Origin of the sequence: Imtechella halotolerans, assembly GCF_028743515.2 — a bacterium.
In the GTDB taxonomy this organism is placed as follows: Bacteria; Bacteroidota; Bacteroidia; order Flavobacteriales; family Flavobacteriaceae; genus Imtechella; species Imtechella halotolerans.
Genome location: NZ_CP117969.2, coordinates 904,429 through 928,460, shown reverse-complemented (window position 1 = coordinate 928,460; position 24,032 = coordinate 904,429). Strand labels below are relative to the sequence as shown.

Below are 24,032 nucleotides of genomic sequence, written 5' to 3'. Positions count from 1 at the left end.
GTAATTTATACAACATTACAACAAACAGTCATTATGTCCAATGTTCAATTAATAATAGAGGAACGTGCAGCCGATATAGGTAACTTCATGGTTGGAAGACTCCTACCCTTTCGTCAAAAACGAATGGTAGGACCCTTCATTTTCATTGATCATATGGGGCCTGCTTACCTTAAAGACTATCAAAACCTGGATGTTCCTCCACATCCTCATATAGGATTATCCACGCTAACCTATTTATTTGAGGGGGCCATCATGCATAGAGATAGTTTGGGAAGTGAGATGGAAATACAACCAGGTGCTGTAAATTGGATGACTGCCGGTAGTGGTGTGGTTCATTCAGAACGTACACCCGCTTATTTAAGAACAACGGATAAGATATTACATGGTTTACAAATATGGGTGGCTTTACCAAAGGAATTGGAAAATACGACTCCATCATTTTCTCATATCGAAGCCACAGAACTCCCAAATTGGTTGATAAATACTACCGCTGTAAAGCTAATTGCAGGACAGGCATTTGGAAAACAATCCCCAGTTCCTGTACATAGTAAACTTTACTTTATTGAGCTTAAAAGTACACATAGACAGAAAATTGAAATAGGAAAGGACCTTTACGGTGAAAGTGCTTTGTACATACTAGAAGGTCAGGTAACCATAGAGGGCACAACCTTTGATGCTAAACAAATACTAGTAGCCAAACAAGCGACCTTATGTGCATTTGAAATTCATGAGAATACAACCATTTACATTTTTGGAGGAGAACCATTCCCTGAAGAACGCTTTATTTTTTGGAATTTTGTTAGTTCTTCCAAAGAAACATTAGAAGAAGCCAAACATAAATGGGAGGCTCAAGAATTTCCTAAAATACCTGGTGAAACTGAATATGTGCCACTCCCTAAACCTAAATTATAATGATCACTATAACACAAGTAGACCAAGGAAGAAAGGGCTATTTTTTGGCCCAAGAAGACACCAATGAGGCTGGAAGAATGACCTATACATGGGCAGGTACCGGAAAGTTTATTATTGACCATACAGAGGTAAATAGTGATTTTTCAGGTCGTGGCGTAGGTAAAAAAATGGTCATGCAAGCTGTACTGTATGCAAGAGAAAATGACCTCAAAATTTTGCCTTTATGCCCCTTTGCTAAAAGTGTCTTTGATAAAGACACTACTATTCACGATGTTTTATTTAAATAAGTAAGTATGCATATAGTCGCTTTTTGGGGGAGTACCAGTAGTACTTCCATTAATAAAAAACTGGTACTTCACACCCTTCGTTATTTTCCTGATGCCAAGGTTACCCTTCTTGACCTATCAAATTATGAAATGCCAATTTTTTCAGTGGATCGCGAAAAGGGAGGGTACCCAGAGGCCGCATATCAATTTCATAGAGAGTTTAAACAGGCCGATTTAATCCTATGCTCTATGGCTGAACATAACAGAAGTTATACAGCTGCTTTTAAAAACATACTTGATTGGTGTTCACGAGTAGACATGAATATCTTTAAAAATAAACCCATGTTTTTAATGAGTACCTCTCCTGGAGGATATGGAGGCGGAAATGTTATGAACGCTGCTTCTGGTTTTTTTCCTAAATGTGGGGCTGAAGTAATCCAAACATTTTCCTTGCCTTCGTTTAATGTTAAATTCTCGGAAACTGATGGTATATTGGATAATGACCTGGCTATTGCTCATAAGAATTCCATTGACTTTATTAAAAGTCGTTTTACGGACATCCAACCTTAAATCATTGACTTAGAGTATAATTTTAGTATTTTTTTTAAAAGGAAAGTGCGGTTACTATTTTATTTTTTATTTACTTTGTATTTCAAAGTACTTTAATAATATATTTATGATCACTAAACATCAAATTTCTGTAGCCTTATATTTACTAGCCTCTGCCCTACTCTTAATGCCATTTATTGGCATGCAATTTTCAGATCAAGTAAACTGGTCTGCATTTGATTTTATCATTGCGGGTATACTCTTATTTGGAACTGCCTATGGGTGCAACCTTGTAATTAAACATATCAAAACAAAAAGAAAGGCAATAATCCTTTGTGGAATGATTATACTATTTGTTGCCATTCTATGGATTGAACTTGCAGTGGGACTATTTGGTACGCCCTTGGCGGGTAGTTAATTACAATCAGCTATTGCTATAACAGAGAACAATTAACAACTATAAAGGAATTACTTGAATATATAAAACCGTCAAAAAGACGGTTTTATATAGTAGTGTTTGCCCACCAACTGGTAGTAATAGTTAATAAACGTATGAAAAGAGGTCATTACTACCAGTATCGGGCAACTACAATTAGCTTATACTTTCTGGGCATCACCCAGAACTTTATCAATAAATTCAGTATTTATGTAAAGGATCCTAGCCAAATTGTAAAGAACCTTTACCTCTGAATCCGTAATCTCCCCATCAGAAAAGCTTATGATGGATAAATCCCGCAATAAGTTTAACTTTTGCATAACAGACAATACGACATCTAATTCCTTTGCCAATTGATTTAGTTCTTGGATAATCTCTTCATCAGTTTGTCCGCTAATGGTTAGCATGCATTTAGAAAAGATCTCTTTAGATACAATACTACTCAGTGCATGTGTTTCTGATTCATCAATGGTTCCATCGGCTTTTGAAATCATATACCCTCCTAGGAACATAAAACGTTGAAGTTTTTCATTATCCTGTGAGGTATTATCAATATCTTCAGGCTCCATAAGAGACATAATTCGTTTTATTTCTGCCTCCATTTCATCCTCGGTAATTTCTGCCTTTACTTGAGGATTAAAAATTTTATAGGTTTCACTTTTGTTGAATAACTCCAAGGACTTTATTCTAAGTGGACTAAATGGATGAGTTGTGTACCAGTCTGCAGGATCGTGTTCCGTACTACTTAAGACTTGTTCCAAATCCACAAACTGCTGCACATATTCATTTAGTTTAAAGGCTAAGGTATCTGAAGTAACCCCAGATGACAACTTAAAAAATGTTCTACCAGCAGCTTCAAAGCTTTGACAGCACAACAACCCGGCTCTATCAGCACTAATTTCGGCATTTCTGTTCCAAGCATATAATTTCATAGCATGTATAGGTGCCAATTCATTTTTACCGACCTCTAGTAGGTGTTTTACTGGATAATCAAAATGCTCAAATAATACATGCCCAATCTCATGTCCAATTACAAAAGTAAGTTCATCCTTTTCGAAACGTTCAATGATACCTGAAGATAAAATGATGTATAATTTATTAGTATCTGGTGGGTAACAGGAGGCATTAAACAAATCACTTTGATATACAAAAAACTCGATATCAGCCTTAAGTCTCAGCACATTTTTACAATGATTTCCAATTTCATATAGCACTGGTGCAAGTGTAGGTGTTAAACGTAAACTTGACTTTAAAAGATGCCTTCTGGTTTGAAATACTGGGTTGTTTTCTTTAATGTTCTTTAAGACTTCTTGAATAAGTTCATCCTTTTGAAACTCCAGTACATAATCCCTATCTCCATTATATACTAAGGCATCTAAATCAATGTCCGTACGATTATCACCATAGTATTTTTCCATTGGAAGTTCTTCAGGTATTGCTGTAAGCTCCTTAATGCGATCCTCAAAAGCCTCCATTAATAACATACTTGTCTTTTGGAATGACTCACTTATTTCTTGCATTTTAGAAAAATCACCACTATTCTGTGCTTCACCAAGGACAGCCATCATTTCAGATTGGGCATCATTTAAGGCGTTTTGATGCTCTTCTTGTAGAGCCTCTAAGGTTGTTGATACATACTTCATAATTCTTACACCTTGGAAGTATTAATCTTTAACAATCGGCTATTTAGGTCAAAAATTCCTAGTATTTGATCATCCTCCTTTGTAGCTAATAAATTATTGCCCATAGCCTTTACCTCATACCCTTTTGTAGTTAAATAATAATATAAGGCTACCTTATGATCCAAGTTCATATTACTGATAGCCTGAGTAAATCTTGATACAATAGTAGGTGCATCATTGGCTAATTTTTCATCTATCATTTCGGAATCAATAAGCACGTAAATATGAGTGCCTTTAAAGACAACCGGACAATAACAGCTAGCATTATAAATACCGGCAGCAATTTGACCAAAAAAATGACCTGTATTTTCAGTTGCCTCAAAGGACGGCGACATTAATTCATTAATGCGTCCTTGATTTCCAAAATTTTGTAAATGATAGGCTGCCTTAAGCAAGTTTTCTGGAATTCCACTTTGTTTATTTGCCCAAGCCCACATCCATGATTTCTCGCGTTCAGAATAAGTGCCTAAAATCTGCATTGGAAATACATATTCCTCAAAACTTACAGTTCCATCAGTCATATTAAAATCCCATCCACGCTCACCAACAAGTTCGTTAAACACGAGTTGCTTTTCATAGGTAATTACGGCATTTTGTAAAAAAAGTTCATGAATAGTGATTCCAGGAGCTGCATCATTTGTTGTTTGGGTTGTGCTTGAAGAATCAGTAGATTCACTTTCCACAGCTCCAGATGCAAAATCATCCAAATTATCTTCTAACAATGTTATTAAATACTCAGCACGTTCTTCCACCTTATCTGCATTAAGAACGGGACTATGATCTATTGTTAATACTCCATTTGTGAAGGTCATACCTCTCTCTGGGCTATGATGATCACTAGTATTCACAATACTTACTTTTTGTAACCCCTTTTGCAACAATTCTCTACCAAAATCGTCGACAGCAATGGCTTTTAAAGCTTCAATTAGCGGCAAAAAATATACTTTAGGATAAGTATCATTATACAAATGCAAATAGGTGTCTTCAAACAAGGTATCCCAAGATATTTCTAAAGGTACCGAAAAGCCTGCAGCTTGGTTAATTTCGTTTTGTAATGCCGGAAAGCTGTTCGCAATAAATTCTTGTGTAAATCGTCTTTCTTTAAGTCCCATGTCCTTTTATTTTATTTTAATTAATTAAATTATTACAATACGTTAGTCAATTGGTGCTCTAATTGAGTTGTTAAATCTTCTGGTAAAGCTTTCAAATAATTTATATGGATACTTAGTTTTGTATTGCTCCTACCAACACTTAATGTACCTTCTGTATTTCCTACTACTACTTCTGTAATAGCATTCCATGCTTCCCTACCCATAGAATCCTTTGTAATTCCATTAACTGCTACATGTAAACTATTTATGATATCTTGAATATTCAATCGATTGTTCTCAGCATCCATCCCTTCAGAGGGAAGTATAATAAGAGCGCCCAAATCGGTCTCCTGTTCCTTTGCCCATCGTTTAAGTTGTAAAACTGTCATGCTTTTCTCTTCAGAAATGGGTCTACTTATTGTTCCTTCAGATAAAGTAACGGCAAGCGATTTGGGTTGAAAAATGGTGACCAGCATAATACTATTCAATGAAAAGTAATACACCTGATCATGTTCAGAGTACATACAGATATACTCATTGCTTCCATAGGACTCCTGCTCTATGGCAATATGAGCAATAAATCCTTCTACATAAGCTCCAGAAGATAGCTGAATTCCAACCTTGGCATGAGGATTTTGCTTGTAAATTTTTTTTAAAATCTTTTGTGGTGAATTGGCCTTAAACTGTGTAAGGTAGGTTTCCATTTTCATGACATTTGGTTTTAAGTGATTTAGGGATACTTCTTAATTCTCAGTAAATAGATGGCGGAATTGTTATAGTTGGTTTTCTAACAATTTTACTAATGATTCAATCCTGTCATCGACCTGTTCGGCGTTTAAAACCGGACTATGGTCAAGCTTAAGGATTCCGCTTTCAAGGCTATAAGCTCTATCTGGATTGTGATGGTTATTTTCATTGCAAATTTCAATGCGCTGAATTCCTTCCTGCAATGCTTCTTTGCCTATCTGATCTTTACCAATAATTTTAAAGGCTTCAATAAATGGAATGAAATAAATTTTAGGATAGGTGTCGTTATACAGATGCAAAAACTGCTCCTCAAACAATGTTTCCCAAGCTATTTCTAGTGGTACTTCAAAGCCAATGGCTTCCTTTATTTTTGCTTCTAAAGCAGGGAATTGCTCTTCTGCAAATTGCTTAGCAAATCTTCTTTCTTTAAGTCCCATAGTACATACTAATTTTGATTTGAACTCAAAACTACTTGTGCACTCTGCAGAAAACAAATGCATTTCATAAATGCATTTGTTTGTTTTATAAGCGACTTATTTCTTATCTAAAAATTGTTTTATATATGTTTTTTTTCGAGTAGCCAGAGGTACTTCCTGCCCATTTGTAAGTCGGATAACATTTCTACTATTAATGGATTCTATATATTGAAGATTTACCAAATGAGATTGATGAACTCTCACAAAGGAATGTGCACTTAACAAATTTTCGTAGTATTTTAAGTTTCTTGCACTCATTATTCCATTACTTCCGGAGGCTGTAAAAAAAGTAGTGTAACTACCATCAGCCTGACAGCGTATAATATCTTTTATATCTAAAATATATTGCTGGTCCGTGGTTTTGATAAGTAAGGTTTGTTGTTGTTGTTTTTTATCAAACTGAGTAAGCTTTTGAACAGCATCCTTATAGGCTAGTTCTTGTTTGTAGGTTTCCTTAAATTTTTTCAAACAACTATCTAGTTCCTCAGAATCGATTGGTTTTAATAGATAATCAAGAGTATTAAACTTGATGGCCTTAATAGCAAACTCATCATAGGCGGTAGTGAAAATAATTTTGAAGGATATGGATTCAAGAGCCTCTAAGATCTGAAATGCATTGCCTCCTGAAAGTTCAATATCCAGAAATACTAGCTGCGGTTCAATTTCTTTTATTTTAGAAATGGCATCCTCCACATTATCTACCATAGCCATTACCTGTATATCCTTATGCGTATACCGTATAAGCTTTGCTAATGAATTCTGTGCATTAAATTCGTCTTCGACAATTATTGATTTTATCATATTAAGATCAGGGTAAAACTTACTTTGGTTCCTATGGGTTGGCCATCGGTATTATATAAATCCTCAATGGTAAAGGAGAGTTCTTCTTTTTTCTTTCTTCGATTTAATCGTTCTAAGAATACATCCGTTGCATGTTCAGTCTCAGAAATTCGCTTATGCTTAGAAGCTTCATTCCTGCCAACACCATTATCCTCTATACTAAAAAATAACGAACTGCCTTCCTTTCGAATGCAAATAGTAACAAGCCCCAAAGTATCCTTTTTATCCTTTACCCCATATTCAATAGCATTTTCAACAAAGGGTTGTAAGAGCATAGGTGGAATAAACACTTTAGTACTGTCATCCACCCCGGATATATCAATTTGATAGTTAAATACGTTATTAAAACGTAAACGTTGAGTCTCTATATAATTGGTAATCATGGAAATTTCTTTGTCCAAACTGATTTTATCTTTACGCACATAATCAAAATTTTGTCTTATCAGTTTCGCAAATTTGGCTATATGCTGAGAAGATTTAAGAGGGTCACCTTCTAATGTTATATTTTGAATAGCGGCTAAAGCATTAAAAATGAAATGAGGATTCATCTGAGCTCGCAATAACTTTTGCTCCAAGGCTGATGCTTTATTTTTTGAGTGCAATTTAAGATTGACATAAAAAACAATCAAAGTGATCAGCAATAGTAAAAGAGACAGCGCAATACTTATAAAAAGAAGTCTGTTGGCATTATTTATTTCCTTCTGGTATTGTAATTCAGTTTCTTGTTTTTTTACTTCATATTTCACATTTGCAAATGAAAGTAACTGATCTTTCTCGGTAGCTGTTATAATACGTTGGATACTATCGCGCTTTTTTTGCGCACTTAAAGCTTTTTGAAAGTCTTGTTCTAAAATGGCTATGGCCACCAACTTATCATATACTTCCACCTTATCTTTAAAGTTGCTATTTTGGTGATAAGCAGTCAACGCATGATGGTAATAGTAAGAAGCAGAATCTAACTGCTGATCAAGTAAAAATACATTCCCTAATCCCTTAAAGGGTGCTGCATTTATACTATTAATATTCTTATTTAATGTTGCGGCACCTTTCAGAAACTTTTTAGCACTGTCAAGATCACCCGCTTCGATATAAGTAAAGCCAATATTATTTAGCACTGTCACTAAGGTTTTTACATCACTAGAGTGCCTACTAAGGTTCATTGCCAGAGCATAATTTTCCAATGCCTTATTGTATTGCTTTAACTGCAAATAAAGGCTTGCTATATTACTTTTGGTGGCAATTATAGAAGTAGTATCTGTGCTTTTAGTAATTAGCGAATCAGATTTGGTTATATATTGTAATGCTTGAGAATAATCCTTTAAATGAAAATGAAGATAAAACAATCTATTATACGCTTTACTCAGTAATTTTTCATGTTTAATTTCCTGAGCTACATTTAGGGCTTGCAACGCATATTCCTGTGACTTATCAAAGGCTTGTAAATGAAGATAGGCAGAACTTAACGTAATTAAACAATTACCTACATAATAGCTTTCATTTAAACTTTTAAATGCCTCAAGTGTACTTAGTTGAGTATTTATTGCATCTATGTAATTATCATTTAAAAATAGAATTTCACCTTTATTAAATGTCAATTTAGTCTTTTCTAACGCAGTTAACGATTCTGAATTATTTAAGGTACTATCTATAATATGAATTGCCTTTTCAGGCTGGGTATAGGAAAGGGTGTCAATTTGATTTAATATATCTGAAATATGAGTTCTTAGCTCAGGTTTTGTAGTACAGGATACCAACAAAGCTAACATCCCCATAGCAGTAAATACTCCAATTTTATAGTTCATTTACAATGTATAATTTGCGCTAAAATACATGGTCAAATACAAATACCGTCTTTCTTTAACAAAAAATACTACAATTCATTGTGCGTATAATAGTATGCGTTATTATGTATTAGTTCCCTAAAATGAAAAAAGTAAATTATGTGTTAAAAATTGTCGGAAACGAACAAATGGAAGTCAGTGAATTAAGTAGGGCACGAATTAAAATTGGATGCAATCGAAACGTTCAATTATTAAAAAATAAGTTAATAGTTCACTGTTATAAAGATTATTACAAATTATTTCTAAGAAAATTCTTAATATTTTTTCTAATAATTTTAGTAAAAAAATATATTTTTACTTTCATAACCTAACCAATACAATTGATGTTGAAATCTAAATCATCTTCAAAAGAGAAAGTATCTGTAATTTTATTCTTTTTTATAATTCTTCTCCAAAGTCAAATTACTTCAGTATACTGTCAAAATAATAACCAATTTGAGAGTACCAAAGGTAGTCAAACAAGAAATGAACCTAGGAATGGAGAAAATAATTTAACCTATTTCTCCAGGATTAAAAAGGAACAAATTGAGGACTGGAAGAAATGGAATAATTCTTCAGATTATACTCATCCTGATTTTGGGATACTTCCAAAGGATGCTCCTTGTGAGGACTGTGTAGAAGTACTTAATAAAAGAAAGAGTGATGAACGTTATTTTGTTAATATCAAGGACACTAGTATGTTTTACATTCAAAGGGCCCTTGGAGATATCAATTATTTAAAAGATGGTAAATGGGTAGCTATTAATACCGATCTTAAACCCATTGCCTCCAATGTATACGAATCATCAATGTTCTATGAGCCTGTAGGTTTTGAAATTGATAATCAACGTACCTATGTAAAAACACCTAAGGGTAAAGTCTATTTTAATAATTGGACACTCTGGACAAGAACCAATGATAATGAAAGGCTCGCAGCCAATGCTAATTGGAGTAATTACACTATTGGTGATGACGGAATGTATGTCAATAATATTTTTAATGGAATAGATGCCGAACTTGTAGTATCCAGGGGAGCCATCAAAACAAATTTTATTATAAAGAAGAACTTATATGGAGCATTCGATGCTCTAATCTTCAAGGATAATCTTGCACATAATTCAAACTTATCCATAGAATTTGAAAATGCTCCAGGTATAATTGAGATGACAGGTTCATTAGTAGTGAAAAGTCAACAAGAATTACTTCAAATTAACCCAGCTTATGTGTATCCGAAAAATGGGGAAAAATCACTAGGACAAGAAGTAGATTATACTATTGATAATACTTCAATTGGAATTGTAGTTCCGTTTGATTGGATAAATAATTTAATTGACCAATATGAACTTGTAATTGACCCTTTGGTAACTGGTATTTATACACTTGCACAAGCATCTATAACTGGTTCTCGATATAATAGCACCTGTACTTTTACAAATTCTTGTGACTATACACTTCCTATTTCTACTCCTGCAAACGCTGAGATAGTTGACCTTACCTGGACCTTTTCTTATACAGCCTCAGGTTTGTGTTGGTTAGAAGATGGAGCCGTTCGCTTTTCTTTAAATTCCTGTATAAGTCCAAGTGCAACTGGAATTTATTGGTTTTGTAATAGTGTAGGTACAGGTACCTGTAATGGAAATAATGTATCGATTTTTAATGATGTGAATAGTTGTCTTCCTTCTCCTTCTTGTACTCCACAAACCATGGATATTACCTTGCAATTTTTTAGGACTTGCTATGGTGCTACAGGATGTAGTTCTTCCTGTATTGGTGCCGCAAGTCCACTAGTTATTAATGTAATTGGACGAACTGTTGAACTGCCTGATCCCACGTCTGGAGGAATTACAATTAACAGTCCAACCGTGTGTCAAAACACCCCTGTTTCAGTAAGTACAGATGGTGCTTCCTACGGAGTAGCTCCTTATACCTATAGTTGGAGTCTTGATGCCAGCGGAACCCCTGAAATAGCAACAGGAGATACGGCAACTATCACATTTCCTAACGTAGGTCCTCAAGAACTTTATTTATTTGCAACTGATAATTGTGGAGTTATAACATCCATTTCTACTACCATAGATGTCACTACTGCCATTGTATTAGATGAACCTAATCTTTCTGATATAACAAATCAGTGTAGTGTTACCATAGATATCTCAAATTATCCTACAGCCACAAATCAATGTACAGGAGAAATTCTAACTGCCACCACAGCTAACCCCGTAACTTATAGCTCACAAGGTACCTATACTATTTTATGGGAATATACCGACAGTGATGGAAATACAGCTAGTCAAACTCAACAAGTAATTATCGATGATTCTACACTTCCTGTCACAGATGTGGTCAGTCTTCCAGATATTATAGAACAATGTGAAGTCACTAGCCTCATAGCACCTACAGCCACTGATAACTGCGATGGAACTATTATTGGAACAACCACAGTAGTTTTACCCATTACTACCTCCACTACAGTAACTTGGACCTTTACAGATACAGCTGGTAATAACAGTACACAAACGCAAAACATACTGATACAAGACACGGATGCACCAATACCTGATAATGCAAGTTTGCCGGATATTTTAGAACAATGTGAAGTCACAAGTCTTACTGCTCCTACAGCCACTGATAACTGCGATGGAACTATTATTGGAACAACCACTGAAGTGTTACCCATTACGGCCTCCACTACAGTAACTTGGACCTTTACAGACTCATCGGGAAATAGTAGTACTCAAAACCAAAATGTACTAATTGAACCCCTTACCCTTGTTATTACAAATCCTCTAACAGCCTGTGCTAACACCACTGTGGATATAACTGCTGCATCGATAACTAGTGGAAGCACCGGAAACGGTATCCTAACATATTGGAATGATGACCAGGCAACCAATCCACTTAATAATCCAACTACTATTTCTGTGAGTGGAACCTATTATATTCAAAGTTCCAATGGTAATTGTACAGATATTAAACCAGTACAAGTAACCATTAATAATACGCCTACCGCTTCCATTATGGCTGAAACTATTTGTTCTGGTTCCACTGGTATGGTAACCATAAATGGCACTCCCAATACAGTTGTAACTTACTCAATTGACGGTGGGACTCCTCAAACAATAGCCATTGGAGCCACCGGTAGTTCTACCCTAGCTACTCCAACCCTTACTACAAGCAGTATTTATCGTTTAGAAAGTATTCGATATCAGAACATACCTTATTGCGAAGTACCACTCAATGAAACAGCTACTGTAAATGTGATAAATCCACTTACAGATTTTACTGTTACTATTAATAATACTTTTTCTGAAAATACCTCTATTACTGTAAACACCACAGATACAAATACCCAGGTATTCTATCAATTGGCTGGGCAAAACCCTCAAACTTCCAATCAATTTTTTAATGTTTTACCTGGCTTCTACACCATTAATGTCTTTGACAGTTACAATTGCTTTTTTCTTTCAAAGCAAGTTTCTATTCTAGGATATCCTAAATTTTTCACCCCAAATGGTGATGGATATAATGATACATGGAATATAATAGGTGTTCAACCAAATTCTAAAACCAAGCTTTATATTTATAATCGCTATGGCCAGCTTATAGTCCAACTAAACCCTTTTGGTGATGGATGGGATGGTACCTATATTGGAAAGCCACTACCATCAAACGATTATTGGTTTACTCTTGAATACGAAGAAAATAATCAATTAAAAACCTACAAATCGCATTTTTCACTAAAACGATAGTAGCACTATTAGTTGCGTAATCCGTTTAAATTACGTTTATAGACCTTGTCAATGACAAGGTCTATTTTTTTGTATTAATTAACCTGCTATGTTTGTAGTGCTACTAGTATACTAAATTCTTTATCACTATATTTATAAAACTGAATTACAATTAATTAACCACATCAATTCTACCGTAAAGAAGTTTAGTCATGCCTACCAATCAATACAAAATTTTTATATCTCGATATTTAAAACAATGTCTAATTCTATTTAGTATCTGTTTTATTAGTCCTATCTATTCACAACAAAAGGAAATTGATAGCCTTAGAAAGGAACTATCTTTTAATAAAGAAGATACCCTAGGTATTATTGGTTTTAATAGACTTGGTTTTCTATACCACACCTCAAAACCCGATTCCACCCTATTTTTTGCTCAAAAGGCATTAAAATTATCTAAGGAAATTGATTATCCTAAAGGGGAAGCAAGAGCTCTAAGCGTGCTAAGCAATGCTTTTTACTCTACTGGAAATTATTCCAAAGCATTAGAACTACAGCTAAGTGCCTTAAAAAAATATGAATCTATACATGATCTGCAAGGCATAAGCAATACCACTGGAAATATAGGTAATATCCAAGGGGCTTTAGGTAATTTTTCGGAAGCACTCAATTACAATTTTAAAACCTTAAAACTTAAACAAAAATTAGGAGATACAAGAGGTGTTGGCATAGCATTGGCCAATATAGGTCAAGTACATTTGATTCAATCACAGCTAGACTCAGCCCGCTATTACGTATTACAATCTTATGATATCGCCCTTAGAGAACGTGACTCCTATAGGAAACGAATAATGTCAATTCGTTTAGCATCGATCTATACAGAAATGGGAGAGAAAACAATGGCCCTGGAATACTTTAAAAGTGCCTTTGACAAAAGTAACCCCGATATATTTACCCTAAATGCATCGTTAGGACTAGCTGAGTTTTATAAAAGCAAAAATATTTCAGACTCTACTTTGTATTTTGCGCATTATGCCTATGATAATGCAAAAAAGGAAGGATTAACGGACATAGTGAATGCATCCAGTACATTTTTAGCAAGCTACTACAAAGAAAATCATCAATTTGAAGAGGCCTACACCTTTCTTGAAGTTAGTCTATCAGCAAGAGATAGTTTATATAGTTTGGAAAAAAGAAATAAAACCCAGTCATTATACTTAGAAGAATTAGCCCGTCAGCAGGAAAAAGAAGAAGCACAATTGGCTTTACTACAAAAACAAAAAACGAATTTGCAGTATTTAGCTATTATTGGATGTATTTTTATTTTCATTTTAGTATTTCTATTACTCAGTCGAAGTATCCGTGTCAGTGAAAAGTGGTTAAGTTATTTAGGTATATTTATTTTGTTATTAGTTTTTGAATTTATCAATCTGTATTTGGCCAGTAAAATTGCGCTTGCTGTAAACTTTTCCGCCATATACACTTTACTAATAATGGTTTTAATTGCTATTGTCCTAGTACCATTACATCATAAGATAGAAACCTATATTACTAAGATAATGATTGTCAAGAATCGGAAGCACAAACTTGCTGCAGCCAAAAAAGCCCTGGAAAAATTACAAACGGAACAATCACAACTATAAGTCAAGTACTAATTTTTAAAAACTATTGTGTATTTTTAAACTAGTTAGACCATACAATGAAGTTTACCTCAATTGTCTTTATCTTCATACTATTTGTAAATAATGGCTTCTGTCAAAGCATCTTTAGTCGAGATAGTCTAACTACTTTGGCCGATTCTTTACACAATGATGGTAACTATGAAAAGTCACTTCTCTACCGAAAAAAAGCATTGTCCAAAACGTACAAAACTGATGACTACAAACTATATATTCAAGCAAAATACTACCACACAAATTCCGCTAGATTAGAATTCAAAAGTTACAATTATCATAATCCCAACGTCTCCATTACTAAAAAAGCAAGAGAACTGTATCTAGACAGCGCCTTGCAATATGCTATTAAAGCCCGGGATATTTATCTTCAAGCAAAGGTTCCAGACAAAAAATTTCAATACAATATTCAAAATAGAATTTACCACCAAACTGCTTATTTAGGGAATTGGAAACATGCCCTTGAACAAGCACAATTAGGGCTTAAAATTGTAAAAGACACCTTATCTTCTAACGATAAGACATTTGTTGACTTAATTTATGACATAGGCTATATATACAGTAAATTAGGGGATTATTCTAAAGCTGTAGAAAATTACCAGACTTCACTAAATTTATACAAAAATATCATTGGTGACACCCACACCGATATAGCACAAGCCTACAATAATATTGCCGTTGAGTATCGGAATTTAGGATTGCATAAAAAGGAATTAGAATCACTCTTAAAGGCTAAGGCCATCTGGGAAGGTTTAAACCAAAATGATGATAAACAGTTCCTTTACCGCTGTTATCGAAATTTATTCTATTGGTATTCCTATTATGGTGACTATGACAAGGCGGAAGAATACATTCTAAAAAAGCAAAAGTTAAGGGCTACGAAATTTGCTTCTCAAATCAATGGCTTTTTGAGGAATAAAGAGGAGATTTATGAGGATAAACTAAAGGAATGGCATGATTTAATGTTGCACTATGCTAGAAAAAAAGACACCTTAAAATCAACATTTTATGCACAGCAAATTTTAAAAACAATAAACACCACCAAAAAGTTACTTCCATTTGAAACAACAATAGTAACTGCAACAATGAAATTCTACGCTAATCTAATTGCTTCAAGAGATAAAGTAGAAGCGCTTTCACTCATAGATAAGGCCATACATTTACAGCAGTCCTACAAATCAATCCAATACACTAAGGAAATCCCTTTTTTACTAGCAAAAGTAGAACTCTTACTAGACTCCAAAAGGGATGCCGATGCTATTGTTTTACTGAAACAAATTAGCACTTTAGATGAAAACAAAGAAATCCAAGACTCCTTTAAAATAGCAATTTTAAATGGTCGTGCTTATCAAGCATTAAAGAAATATAGTCAGGCACAGCATTATTTTGATAAGGCTTATACACTTTTAAAAAATGATAATGATTCTTTAGAACACACCAATGAAGTAAGCATAAAACCACTTGTATCTTTTGAAGTAATTGAAGGTTTTTTACGAATGGGGGATTTATACATGGAATTAAACGAAGAGAAAAATAATAAAGTGTTCCATGAAAAAGCCATACATCGCTATCTTTTGGCAGCAACCATTTACAATCAGCTTTATCTGGGTGAACACTATAATGATGAGTTGTATAAATCCTACAATGCCATAAATGAACGTCTATTGCAAGCATCCTTAAAGGATCCTTCTAACCAAACTATCTTAATCAATGTTTTAAACACGATTGAAAACAATGGATCGAAACTTATTTGGTCAAAGTTTGTGTTTAATAACCAACGTCAACAATTAGATGTTCCCAAACATTTTCTTCACAAAGAAGAGTCCATAAAGGCACAACTTAATTTTTATCAAAAGCAATTACTAAGCACCAATAAGGAATTAGATCTCGATAAAATAGCGATTTGGAAAGAAAAGGTCTTTGAATTCAAAAATGAGTTAAATAGCATTCAGGATTCTATAAAACTATATAGCAAGGCATACTATCAATTTACGATAAACCACTTTGATATTTACAAACTGCAAAAAAACTTACATGAAAATGAAGTCATTTTGCGATATGTACAAACAGCTGAAACCCTTTATGTATTCAGTATAACAAAAGGGACCATAAAATTGCAGCTAATCGGAAATAAAACATTCATATCTGATGAATTGACTATAGGTTTAAATAAGTTAAAAACCAGAAATCAATCCTATCAAAAAAATGTAAGAACTTTAAAAGAATTACTATTACCCAATAGTTCTTATGCCAGCTATAAAAAAATAACTATTATTCCCGATGGACCTTTACAATACTTTCCTTTTGAGGTATTGATGATGTCAGAGGGAATGCCTTCTGTTAGTTATGCACCCTCACTTCTACTCTATACTGATCAACAATCTATATTTCCGGATTTAAATCAAATTAGTTTAGGTGCATTTTCAGCATCAAATCCTGATGCCATGCTTGCAAGCGTTTCTAAAGAAGTGAATAACATAACGGCCATTATAAAGGGAAAACAATTTTTAAAAGCATCGAAAGACCAATTTCTGGCAAACGCCAATAAATTTACTATCTTACACCTAGCAATGCATTCTCAAATTGATGATGTACATCCTGAATTTTCCTCCCTTGATTTCTATGGAGAAAAGGATAATAAACTTTTTATTTCTGAACTGTATAATGAAACATTTAAGGCAAACATGGCCGTTTTAAGTGCTTGTGATACAGGTAACGGATTGTATAAAGATGGTGAGGGAGTCATTAGTTTATCTAGAGCATTTAACTATGCTGGAATCCCCAGTACTGTTATGAGTTTATGGAAAGTGGATGATCATGCCACTGCCCAGATAATGGAATATTTCTATATACATTTAAAGAAAGGGGAGCCTAAAGATGAAGCTTTAAAAAATGCAAAATTAGATTATCTTAAATTTACAGAAGATGAACTTTTAAAACATCCATATTATTGGTCAGGGTTTGTAATAAGTGGAAATACTCACCCACTTTTTGACACACCCAACTCATGGTGGTGGTCATTGTTTATTCTTCCACTAGTACCTTTAATAGCATACAGAAAAAAATTATTCCAGAGATTCCAAAAGTGACATTGCTTCTTCCCTTTTAAAACGTTCTCCTGTTTTAATATAGGCCCTAAGTGCTATTTTGGTTTCTTTCAAATTCCCAGATTTCAAATACGCCAAAGCCAAATACCAATGACTGCGATTGGTAAGCATTTCTTGTAACTCTAAATGTTTTTTAAATTGTTCAATAGCATACTCAGTTTGTCCATTAGCAAGTAACGAGTTCGCCTGATAAAAAAGCAATTCTGGGTTTCTATGAACAGTAAAGGCCTTCTCAAACAAGCTAGCGGCCTTTTCATAATCCTTTATAGAATAGGCATCAAAAGCTTCAGTAATGATTTCTTGACTGCCTTCCGAGCGTATAATTGGAATACTAATATTTTTTGAAGGTTCAAAATACGTATTAAACAGATCTGCCTCACTTACCTTAGTAGGCCATAATGAAACTATACTAAATCCAATCACAAATACCGCTGCAATAGCTATAAATGTCCTTATTCGATCAGTAGGTCTTATCGACCTTCTTCTAGAGAATTCAGATTCAAAGCACTGCAAGGTAACCTTAAAATTTTCATCATCGACAGCCCCAGCAACCTTTTTTACATTTTTATAAAAATCAACTTCCTGTTTAAACTCTGGATCACTTATATATCTCTTTTTAAATTCCAAAGATTCCTCAGCAGTGATTTTTCCGGTAAAATACTTTTCTATTAAGATCTTATCCATCATTTCTTTTTAGAATTTAGAATCAAATTTTTTAATGTCTTCAAGCAACGTGATTTCTGGCTTCTTACTACAGCTTCACTTTCATATTGCCCTATTTCAGCAATTTCCTCATTAGTTAGTCCTCTATAAAAGGCTAATGTTAACACCTGTTGGCAACTTTTACCTAGTTGTATGAAAAAGTGTTTTAAAAGCAATTGTTCCTCAGTAAGTTCCTCTTGAGGTTCTACGACAATTTCATCATAGTGATCCACTATATGTTGTGATGCATCATAGATAGTCTTTACCGAATTCTCTTGTAATTTCTTATATACCAAATGCTTTCCTATTCCAAAAAGATACGTTTTTAAACTGCATTTTACAGTATCCAACTTTCCAGAGATCGCATGAGATCTTACAATAATAAAGGCTTCCTGATACACATCAACAGCATCATCTTTTAGCATTTTATACTTGTTCGTAAAGTTAAGAAATGATGCCCTATTAGCATTATACAGCTCTTTTAGTATACGATTATCATCAGATTTAAATGCCTCAACATACTGTTGCTCCATAAAACATTTTTTTTCGGGATGTTAACATTCGGAAAATTTATGCCACTAAAGATAAATTATTAAAAATCAAATCAAAATGAAAAGAGCAAATTCCCAGTTGTTAACTATCATCTTTTTGATGTTTTCAATCAATACTACTCAGGCCCAACTCTTGAAAAAAATTAAAAACAGGGTAGAACAAAAGGTCGAAAATGTCATCGTTGAAAAAACCTCCGACAAAGCTGCTGAAAAGACCTCAAAATCAATGGATAAAATTCTTAATACAAATCCATTCAACACAGGTAATACGAAAGCAAGTCCAGATTTAATTGCCGATTCATATACTTTCACATGGAAGTATTCTTTAAAAATGACTACTAAGGATGGTCAAATGATTCTTGATTATTATCTACATCCTGGTGCAGGCTATTTTGGATTTACTACTGAGGCCATGAACTCCATGTTTACTGTGATGGACAATGAGAACAAAATAACAGCCATGTTTATGACTTCCAAAGGAAACAATATAGTAATGGCAAGTCAGATTTCAGATGATCTAAACCTTGAAGACACTGAGGAATCTGTAGAAGAATTCAATTTTCAATCCTTGCCTTCCAAAACCATCAACGGATTTAATTGTAAAGGAGTAAGAGCAACCAATTCCGAATATCAAATGGATATGTATTTCACGGATGAGGCGGAAGTGAGTTTTGATGACATTTATAAAAATCAGCAAACAAAAATTCCGGTACAACTCCAAAATTACTTCAATAAAGACGATAAAGTTCTAATGATTTTTATGGATATGAAACATCTAAAGAATAAAAAAAGAGACGCTCAAATAGAATGCATTGGCCTGGAAAAAGTAACAAAGACTATTTCTAAGTCAGCATATAAATCAATGTAATCTTCAAATTCTAATGAAAAAATCAACCTTGCTATTAATCGTACTTTTCACCATAGCTAGTGCATGTAAAAACGATTCAGCTACACCAACTGAAAGTACCAAAGAGAAGCTTTTAACTTCCAAGAAAGTCAATTCAACTGTTAAAAAAGCTCCAAAAATTAAGTCTTTGAATAAGGAACAACTGAGCACGTTTTTTCCTGATTATTTAGGTTCTCACAAGCAATTTGACATTTTTGCATATGCGCAAGAGTCTTTGGCCACTGCCAGTTATGGTAGTTTTGATAACAGCTATAATTATTCTCTATCAGATGGAATAGAAAATACCGCTATAGTTAAAAATTTTGAGGCAACCTATCAGTCAAAATTGATTGGACCTGAGGGGACACAATATATAAGACAGGAACGTAACGGGTACAAAACCTTAGCCTTTCTCCAGCCCAAGATCAATAGATATTCTATCGAGTTTATTTATAAAAATCGCTTCAAATTAGTATTAGAAGGTCCAGAGGTTCCCGATATTCTATGGAGTTATATTAAAGAAGAAGACTTAAAAAAACTAGACAACTATTAAATCATACACTATGAACACTATTGAAAACAAAACGACCACAACCCAACAAGAAGGTAAAAATATTGCCATCATTGCCTATATCACTATCATCGGTTTAATTGTTGCCTTTGTCATGAATAATGACAAAAAAAACAGCTATGCGAGTTATCATATTAGACAATCTTTAGGTTTAGCTGTGTTAGGCCTTGCTCTTGGAGTTATTGGAATGATTCCAATAATAGGTTGGATTATAAACTTTTTCGGCCTATTTGTCTTGATTTATATGTGGGTAATTGGTCTTATCAACGCCATAAATAATCATGAAAAGCCTGTCCCCTTTTTAGGTACAAAATTCATTGAATGGTTTAAAAATATATAATTCACTTCTATGAAAAGACCAATCCTTATTACAGCATTCCTATTCCTACTGTTAGCATGTCAAGAAAAGGAAAAACAAGGCTTGACTCAAATTAAACAAGTATTGAATCAAACTAAATCTACTCAACAAGAAGAGAGTAAAGGACAAATAGTAGCCAATAAACTGGCAAACACCATTCCTTTAAATGAAGATCAATTAAGGGATGCCTTTCCTAAAAGAATTAACGATTTGGCTGTTGATGATAGGATTACTGTTATAGGACAACAAATCATTGGGAATTTCGGGAATCACAAAATTACCCTTTCTGTAATGGATGCCTCTGGAATTAATAGTCAAGCGGCAGCCCACTTTTTAGATAGCTATTCTTATAATAAAGATGAATTCTCTGAAGGATTTAAAATTATTAGAAAGGAGCGTAATGGTATTAAAACAACCTCAGATTATTACATCAACACAGGACAAAGTGAAATCAGATTCCTTTTTAGAGATCGCTATTATATTACACTAGCAAATAATAATACTTTGATACAAATGACACCAGATCAGCTCTGGGATTCCTTTGATGTCAATGTTCTAGCAAACTTCAGATAGTAACTTCTTTATGCCATAATGAAACCTAAAACTCCTATAGAATCCAATACAAATTCAAGACGTGAATTTATTCAGCAAATAGCCTTGTACTATTTAGCCGCTCAGATACCATGGTCTATTGTAAGTTGTTCTACCAAACAAAAAACCTATAAAGGTTCAGGAAAAGTACCTTACAAAATATGGGAGGAAATGCTTTTATCATTGGAAACCTGTCCTGATCATTTGGAATCTAGAATGAAAAACTTAGTAATCTCCAAAGATGCTAAGGCCATGTTCGATTTTGTAAGGGACGAAATTCATTTAATACCAGCAAATGATAGATCCTTAGGTTACATTGGCACCCAATTAAAATGGGGAATTAAAGGGGCCTTACGATATGGTATGGCCACCCCTAGAGAGAAGGCTGCCTTGCTGCATCAAATGTATACACAGGCAGGTATTCCCTCCAAGATAGTTACAGAACGCACTACCATTACTCCTAAAAAAGCAATGGCTTTCTTTCTTCGCCCCATAGAACGTGCTTATACGATAGAAGTATCTAAAGCACAGTGGAAACAATGGAAAGATGATCTTCAAATTACAACTGATACCCAGAACTCTCTTTTTGAAAGTAATCATATCAAAGCTGAAGAGCTGGCAGAACAATTATGGGAATATATTCCCGATAAAGAGAAACTAAAAAAGTTGGATTTTGATTTTAGGTGGGATAATTCTGCCACTCCAACAGTGGAATTTGAACTAGAAGGGCAAACTAAATATGCTCATTTATTTGACACCGCTGTTCCTTTTGGGGAATTAAGGGACAGCGGTCAAATTTCATCTGCTCCCCCCGAAAAACAAAACGAAGAAACAGTAGAAATCCAACTTTCATATAGAGAAGCTATCCATCCTGATAAGGAATTACCTTTGGTCTCTGGAGTTTGGAAGTCACAAGATCTTATTGGAAACCAAGTACTGTTTAGCTCTTTAAATGGTCTAACCATTGAACAAAGTGCACTGGTTCCCATAAATAATTTACGAGTGTTCACCCCTGTCCTAGCGTTTCAGTCTTTAGAGGCAACTGCTGAGACCTTAGAAGCCAATTCGTTTATAGGCGATGCTTTTACTTTAGAAGGAAAGAAAGTAATTATTCCTGATGCCTCAAATCAGAATGCTCCAATCGTTCTGAATACATCAAGTTCTGATTTACTTAAAACAATTGACAACATTTATCTTAAAGCCATTCCTGTATTTAAATCACAAGTAAAACTATATGTTGACGTAAAAGATTCTCTTGGTAATAATATTGAAGGTCTACAGGCTGGTGATTTCAACTTCACTGACAATAATAATATGGTTCAGGTACTGATGGAATCAAACCATAAAACTCCTAAAATTCTTATGCTTTATGATGTCTCTTTAAGCATGCCCAAAGAGTATTATAAGGAACAAATGGATGCATTCATTAATACCTTGCAACAAAAGATTCTAACTACTTTTCCAGCTGCTATAATAGACAAATGGCCAACTCCTTCGGAGCTATTTACCTGGTTGCTTAAGGCCTCAAAAACGGATTACGATCTCATTATTTATGCCACTGATGGTGACAACGACGACCGTTATGAAGAAGAAAATTACACCACCTATCAAAATGGACCTCCAGCACTTATCCTCAATGTTAATAACAGTGAAGCTTCCCATGTAAAGCAAACCTTCGATACGATGGCTCAAATTACCAACGGTGAAGTTGTATCAGCCATGGAACAAAATAAAGTTATAGAGAAGGTAGTGGCCTATGTCAATTCCATGGATATTTCAACCTATACATTTTCATATTACACCACCACGGATAAGGAACATGAGCTTATTTTAAATATGGATACTAAGCGTCTTCAGGCAACCGACACTTTTACGCTGGACACTACTGAAAACATGCAGGAACTTAACCAAGGGATCATTGGATTATACTTGGATTTAAAAATTGGAAATAAAAAAATCAAACGTGTCCTGGCAGGCTGGGATCCCGTTACACAAAAAAATATAAAACCCATCAATGCCAATTTCTTAGATGTTAAAAGCCTACTTTTTGGAGGATGTACCTTCTATTTTGAAGGAGAAGGACCTACCTTGGCGGCTACCATAGCCGATTTGTTGAAGTTCAAATTATCGACTAGAGCTTGGGGAGAAGCGCTATTAGATGACGATGTAGCAACTGCAAAAACCGAATTTGAAAAAGGAGGCATGCAATATCATCCCAACGCAATACTACTAATGGCTCCGATCGAAAATGGAATTACCAATAGTACCTACACCTTTGCTTCGGGAATAAGAATTGGCATTTATAAACAACAACTGAATATTTCAGAAAAAGAATTAATTGAATCCTTTGATTATTTGCCTACTTCATCTTACATAAGTTTTACGGATGGGAAGCAAAGTGCTTTTAAAACAACCTTAGAAAAGACTGCTCAGTTAGCACTACGAGAGGCAGCATTATTTTCTAATAACACCTATGAGTTACTTAAAAAATCATCTCTAATTGAAAGAGAAACGGCCATAAGTTCAAATTGGTTTAAAAATATTAGCAGGGATGATCCTTTCCAAGAGTATTGGTATGAACGAATCTATCGAGGTGATGGTACTTTTAAAATTTTTGATCCAACAGCCACTCAAAAAGCATTTTGGCAAGTGGATAAAAATGGAGAATTATACGGTATACTTAGCGATGGTGCAGGTGGAGGAAAAAGCATTGAACAGCAGCTCAAAGAACTCAACAAAGTAATGGATTTGTATATGGCCATATTCACTGCCATGGGGGTTGCTAATACCCCATTAAGCATTGTGGCTACCTATGGAAAAACCCTGGTTAAACTATATGCTATTGTCACAGAAGTTTTAATAGTTATGGATAATACAGGAATGGAAGACAAGGTTGCAGAAGCCCTAAAGGAATTGGCCTGTAATGTAAATAAAGAAATTATGTTCTTTGCTTTGGGCAAGGTTGGAGAAGTCATGGGTGGTTTGGACTTAATGATTTCACTCATGGGTGGAAAAGGACTTCCTGGAACCTCTTGCGGTTAAATTC

20 protein-coding genes are annotated in these 24,032 nt (G+C 34.3%); 12 read left to right on the top strand and 8 right to left on the bottom strand.

Annotated elements, in window-relative coordinates; genetic code table 11:
- Nucleotides 1-33 precede the first annotated feature (33 nt).
- The 4 genes from PT603_RS04165 (at nt 34) to PT603_RS04150 (ending at nt 2,145) form a co-directional block, all read left to right on the top strand.
- The gene (locus PT603_RS04165) at nt 34-912 is read left to right on the top strand and encodes a pirin family protein (protein ID WP_008239257.1); all 879 of its coding nucleotides are present in this window, start codon (nt 34-36) and stop codon (nt 910-912) included.
- The gene (locus PT603_RS04160; RefSeq protein WP_008239258.1) at nt 912-1,199 is read left to right on the top strand and encodes a GNAT family N-acetyltransferase; all 288 of its coding nucleotides are present in this window, start codon (nt 912-914) and stop codon (nt 1,197-1,199) included. Before PT603_RS04165 ends, PT603_RS04160 begins: the two co-directional genes overlap by 1 nt.
- A gap of 6 nt (nt 1,200-1,205) precedes the next feature.
- Nucleotides 1,206-1,748 (top strand): NADPH-dependent FMN reductase, encoded by a 543-nt coding sequence (locus PT603_RS04155; protein ID WP_008239259.1) that lies wholly within the window; start codon nt 1,206-1,208, stop codon nt 1,746-1,748.
- A gap of 106 nt (nt 1,749-1,854) precedes the next feature.
- A complete protein-coding gene (locus tag PT603_RS04150; RefSeq protein ID WP_008239288.1) occupies nt 1,855-2,145 on the top strand; it encodes a hypothetical protein in 291 nt (96 codons plus the stop codon).
- Nucleotides 2,146-2,324: 179 nt separating this feature from the next.
- On the opposite strand, the gene PT603_RS04145 is transcribed toward PT603_RS04150, so the two are convergent.
- The 6 genes from PT603_RS04145 to PT603_RS04120 form a co-directional block, all read right to left on the bottom strand.
- Nucleotides 2,325-3,806 (bottom strand): M48 family metallopeptidase, encoded by a 1,482-nt coding sequence (locus PT603_RS04145; protein WP_008239290.1) that lies wholly within the window; start codon nt 3,804-3,806, stop codon nt 2,325-2,327.
- Between the two features lie 5 nt (nt 3,807-3,811).
- Nucleotides 3,812-4,957 carry a DUF6882 domain-containing protein gene (locus PT603_RS04140; protein ID WP_008239292.1) on the bottom strand — a complete coding sequence of 382 codons (1,146 nt, stop codon included), beginning with the start codon at nt 4,955-4,957 and terminating at the stop codon, nt 3,812-3,814.
- 32 nt (nt 4,958-4,989) lie between these two features.
- Nucleotides 4,990-5,646 carry a hypothetical protein gene (locus PT603_RS04135; RefSeq protein ID WP_008239293.1) on the bottom strand — a complete coding sequence of 219 codons (657 nt, stop codon included), beginning with the start codon at nt 5,644-5,646 and terminating at the stop codon, nt 4,990-4,992.
- 63 nt (nt 5,647-5,709) lie between these two features.
- Complete coding sequence (locus PT603_RS04130; RefSeq protein ID WP_040488686.1) at nt 5,710-6,120, bottom strand: hypothetical protein; 411 nt, start codon at nt 6,118-6,120, stop codon at nt 5,710-5,712.
- Nucleotides 6,121-6,216: 96 nt separating this feature from the next.
- Entirely contained in the window at nt 6,217-6,960 is a 744-nt protein-coding gene (locus PT603_RS04125) for a LytR/AlgR family response regulator transcription factor (protein WP_008239295.1), read from the bottom strand.
- Nucleotides 6,957-8,801 (bottom strand): tetratricopeptide repeat-containing sensor histidine kinase, encoded by a 1,845-nt coding sequence (locus PT603_RS04120; protein WP_008239296.1) that lies wholly within the window; start codon nt 8,799-8,801, stop codon nt 6,957-6,959. The genes PT603_RS04125 and PT603_RS04120 overlap by 4 nt, the downstream gene beginning before the upstream one ends.
- A 362-nt stretch (nt 8,802-9,163) precedes the next feature.
- Between PT603_RS04120 and PT603_RS04115 the strand changes: the two genes are divergently transcribed.
- The 3 genes from PT603_RS04115 to PT603_RS04105 all read left to right on the top strand — a co-directional run bounded on the left by PT603_RS04115 (nt 9,164) and on the right by PT603_RS04105 (nt 17,309).
- Entirely contained in the window at nt 9,164-12,568 is a 3,405-nt protein-coding gene (locus tag PT603_RS04115; protein WP_008239299.1) for a T9SS type B sorting domain-containing protein, read from the top strand.
- A gap of 191 nt (nt 12,569-12,759) precedes the next feature.
- Nucleotides 12,760-14,190 carry a tetratricopeptide repeat protein gene (locus tag PT603_RS04110; RefSeq protein WP_008239300.1) on the top strand — a complete coding sequence of 477 codons (1,431 nt, stop codon included), beginning with the start codon at nt 12,760-12,762 and terminating at the stop codon, nt 14,188-14,190.
- Nucleotides 14,191-14,246: 56 nt separating this feature from the next.
- Entirely contained in the window at nt 14,247-17,309 is a 3,063-nt protein-coding gene (locus tag PT603_RS04105) for a CHAT domain-containing protein (RefSeq protein ID WP_008239303.1), read from the top strand.
- Here the strand turns inward: PT603_RS04105 and PT603_RS04100 are convergent.
- Nucleotides 17,286-18,011 carry a tetratricopeptide repeat protein gene (locus PT603_RS04100; RefSeq protein WP_155805623.1) on the bottom strand — a complete coding sequence of 242 codons (726 nt, stop codon included), beginning with the start codon at nt 18,009-18,011 and terminating at the stop codon, nt 17,286-17,288. The genes PT603_RS04105 and PT603_RS04100 overlap by 24 nt on opposite strands.
- Nucleotides 18,011-18,562 carry an RNA polymerase sigma factor gene (locus PT603_RS04095; protein WP_008239307.1) on the bottom strand — a complete coding sequence of 184 codons (552 nt, stop codon included), beginning with the start codon at nt 18,560-18,562 and terminating at the stop codon, nt 18,011-18,013. Before PT603_RS04095 ends, PT603_RS04100 begins: the two co-directional genes overlap by 1 nt.
- Nucleotides 18,563-18,638: 76 nt before the next feature.
- Here PT603_RS04095 and PT603_RS04090 point away from each other — a divergent pair, with 76 nt between their 5' ends.
- Genes PT603_RS04090 through PT603_RS04070 form a run of 5 tightly spaced genes read left to right on the top strand, consistent with a single transcriptional unit; the run spans nt 18,639 to nt 24,028 of the window.
- Entirely contained in the window at nt 18,639-19,448 is an 810-nt protein-coding gene (locus tag PT603_RS04090; protein WP_008239308.1) for a DUF4412 domain-containing protein, read from the top strand.
- Between the two features lie 13 nt (nt 19,449-19,461).
- Nucleotides 19,462-20,019, top strand: a complete 558-nt coding sequence (locus PT603_RS04085; RefSeq protein ID WP_008239309.1) for a hypothetical protein — start codon at nt 19,462-19,464, stop codon at nt 20,017-20,019.
- Between the two features lie 10 nt (nt 20,020-20,029).
- A complete protein-coding gene (locus PT603_RS04080) occupies nt 20,030-20,377 on the top strand; it encodes a hypothetical protein (RefSeq protein ID WP_008239310.1) in 348 nt (115 codons plus the stop codon).
- A 9-nt stretch (nt 20,378-20,386) separates the two neighbouring features.
- Entirely contained in the window at nt 20,387-20,968 is a 582-nt protein-coding gene (locus tag PT603_RS04075; protein ID WP_008239311.1) for a hypothetical protein, read from the top strand.
- 18 nt (nt 20,969-20,986) lie between these two features.
- Nucleotides 20,987-24,028 carry a hypothetical protein gene (locus PT603_RS04070; RefSeq protein WP_008239312.1) on the top strand — a complete coding sequence of 1,014 codons (3,042 nt, stop codon included), beginning with the start codon at nt 20,987-20,989 and terminating at the stop codon, nt 24,026-24,028.
- The last annotated feature ends 4 nt before the right edge of the window (nt 24,029-24,032 follow it).

Excerpts from the sequence above, each read along its gene's own strand:
- PT603_RS04140 (WP_008239292.1), bottom strand. The coding sequence starts at position 4,957 with ATGGGACTTAAAGAAAGACGATTTACACAAGAATTTATTGCGAACAGC.
- PT603_RS04110 (WP_008239300.1), top strand. The coding sequence starts at position 12,760 with ATGCCTACCAATCAATACAAAATTTTTATATCTCGATATTTAAAACAA.
- PT603_RS04160 (WP_008239258.1), top strand. The coding sequence starts at position 912 with ATGATCACTATAACACAAGTAGACCAAGGAAGAAAGGGCTATTTTTTG.
- PT603_RS04085 (WP_008239309.1), top strand. The coding sequence starts at position 19,462 with ATGAAAAAATCAACCTTGCTATTAATCGTACTTTTCACCATAGCTAGT.
- PT603_RS04080 (WP_008239310.1), top strand. The coding sequence starts at position 20,030 with ATGAACACTATTGAAAACAAAACGACCACAACCCAACAAGAAGGTAAA.
- PT603_RS04155 (WP_008239259.1), top strand. The coding sequence starts at position 1,206 with ATGCATATAGTCGCTTTTTGGGGGAGTACCAGTAGTACTTCCATTAAT.
- PT603_RS04105 (WP_008239303.1), top strand. The coding sequence starts at position 14,247 with ATGAAGTTTACCTCAATTGTCTTTATCTTCATACTATTTGTAAATAAT.
- PT603_RS04095 (WP_008239307.1), bottom strand. The coding sequence starts at position 18,562 with ATGGAGCAACAGTATGTTGAGGCATTTAAATCTGATGATAATCGTATA.
- PT603_RS04100 (WP_155805623.1), bottom strand. The coding sequence starts at position 18,011 with ATGGATAAGATCTTAATAGAAAAGTATTTTACCGGAAAAATCACTGCT.
- PT603_RS04150 (WP_008239288.1), top strand. The coding sequence starts at position 1,855 with ATGATCACTAAACATCAAATTTCTGTAGCCTTATATTTACTAGCCTCT.
- PT603_RS04125 (WP_008239295.1), bottom strand. The coding sequence starts at position 6,960 with ATGATAAAATCAATAATTGTCGAAGACGAATTTAATGCACAGAATTCA.
- PT603_RS04120 (WP_008239296.1), bottom strand. The coding sequence starts at position 8,801 with ATGAACTATAAAATTGGAGTATTTACTGCTATGGGGATGTTAGCTTTG.
- PT603_RS04070 (WP_008239312.1), top strand. The coding sequence starts at position 20,987 with ATGAAACCTAAAACTCCTATAGAATCCAATACAAATTCAAGACGTGAA.
- PT603_RS04075 (WP_008239311.1), top strand. The coding sequence starts at position 20,387 with ATGAAAAGACCAATCCTTATTACAGCATTCCTATTCCTACTGTTAGCA.
- PT603_RS04145 (WP_008239290.1), bottom strand. The coding sequence starts at position 3,806 with ATGAAGTATGTATCAACAACCTTAGAGGCTCTACAAGAAGAGCATCAA.
- PT603_RS04165 (WP_008239257.1), top strand. The coding sequence starts at position 34 with ATGTCCAATGTTCAATTAATAATAGAGGAACGTGCAGCCGATATAGGT.
- PT603_RS04135 (WP_008239293.1), bottom strand. The coding sequence starts at position 5,646 with ATGAAAATGGAAACCTACCTTACACAGTTTAAGGCCAATTCACCACAA.
- PT603_RS04130 (WP_040488686.1), bottom strand. The coding sequence starts at position 6,120 with ATGGGACTTAAAGAAAGAAGATTTGCTAAGCAATTTGCAGAAGAGCAA.
- PT603_RS04090 (WP_008239308.1), top strand. The coding sequence starts at position 18,639 with ATGAAAAGAGCAAATTCCCAGTTGTTAACTATCATCTTTTTGATGTTT.
- PT603_RS04115 (WP_008239299.1), top strand. The coding sequence starts at position 9,164 with ATGTTGAAATCTAAATCATCTTCAAAAGAGAAAGTATCTGTAATTTTA.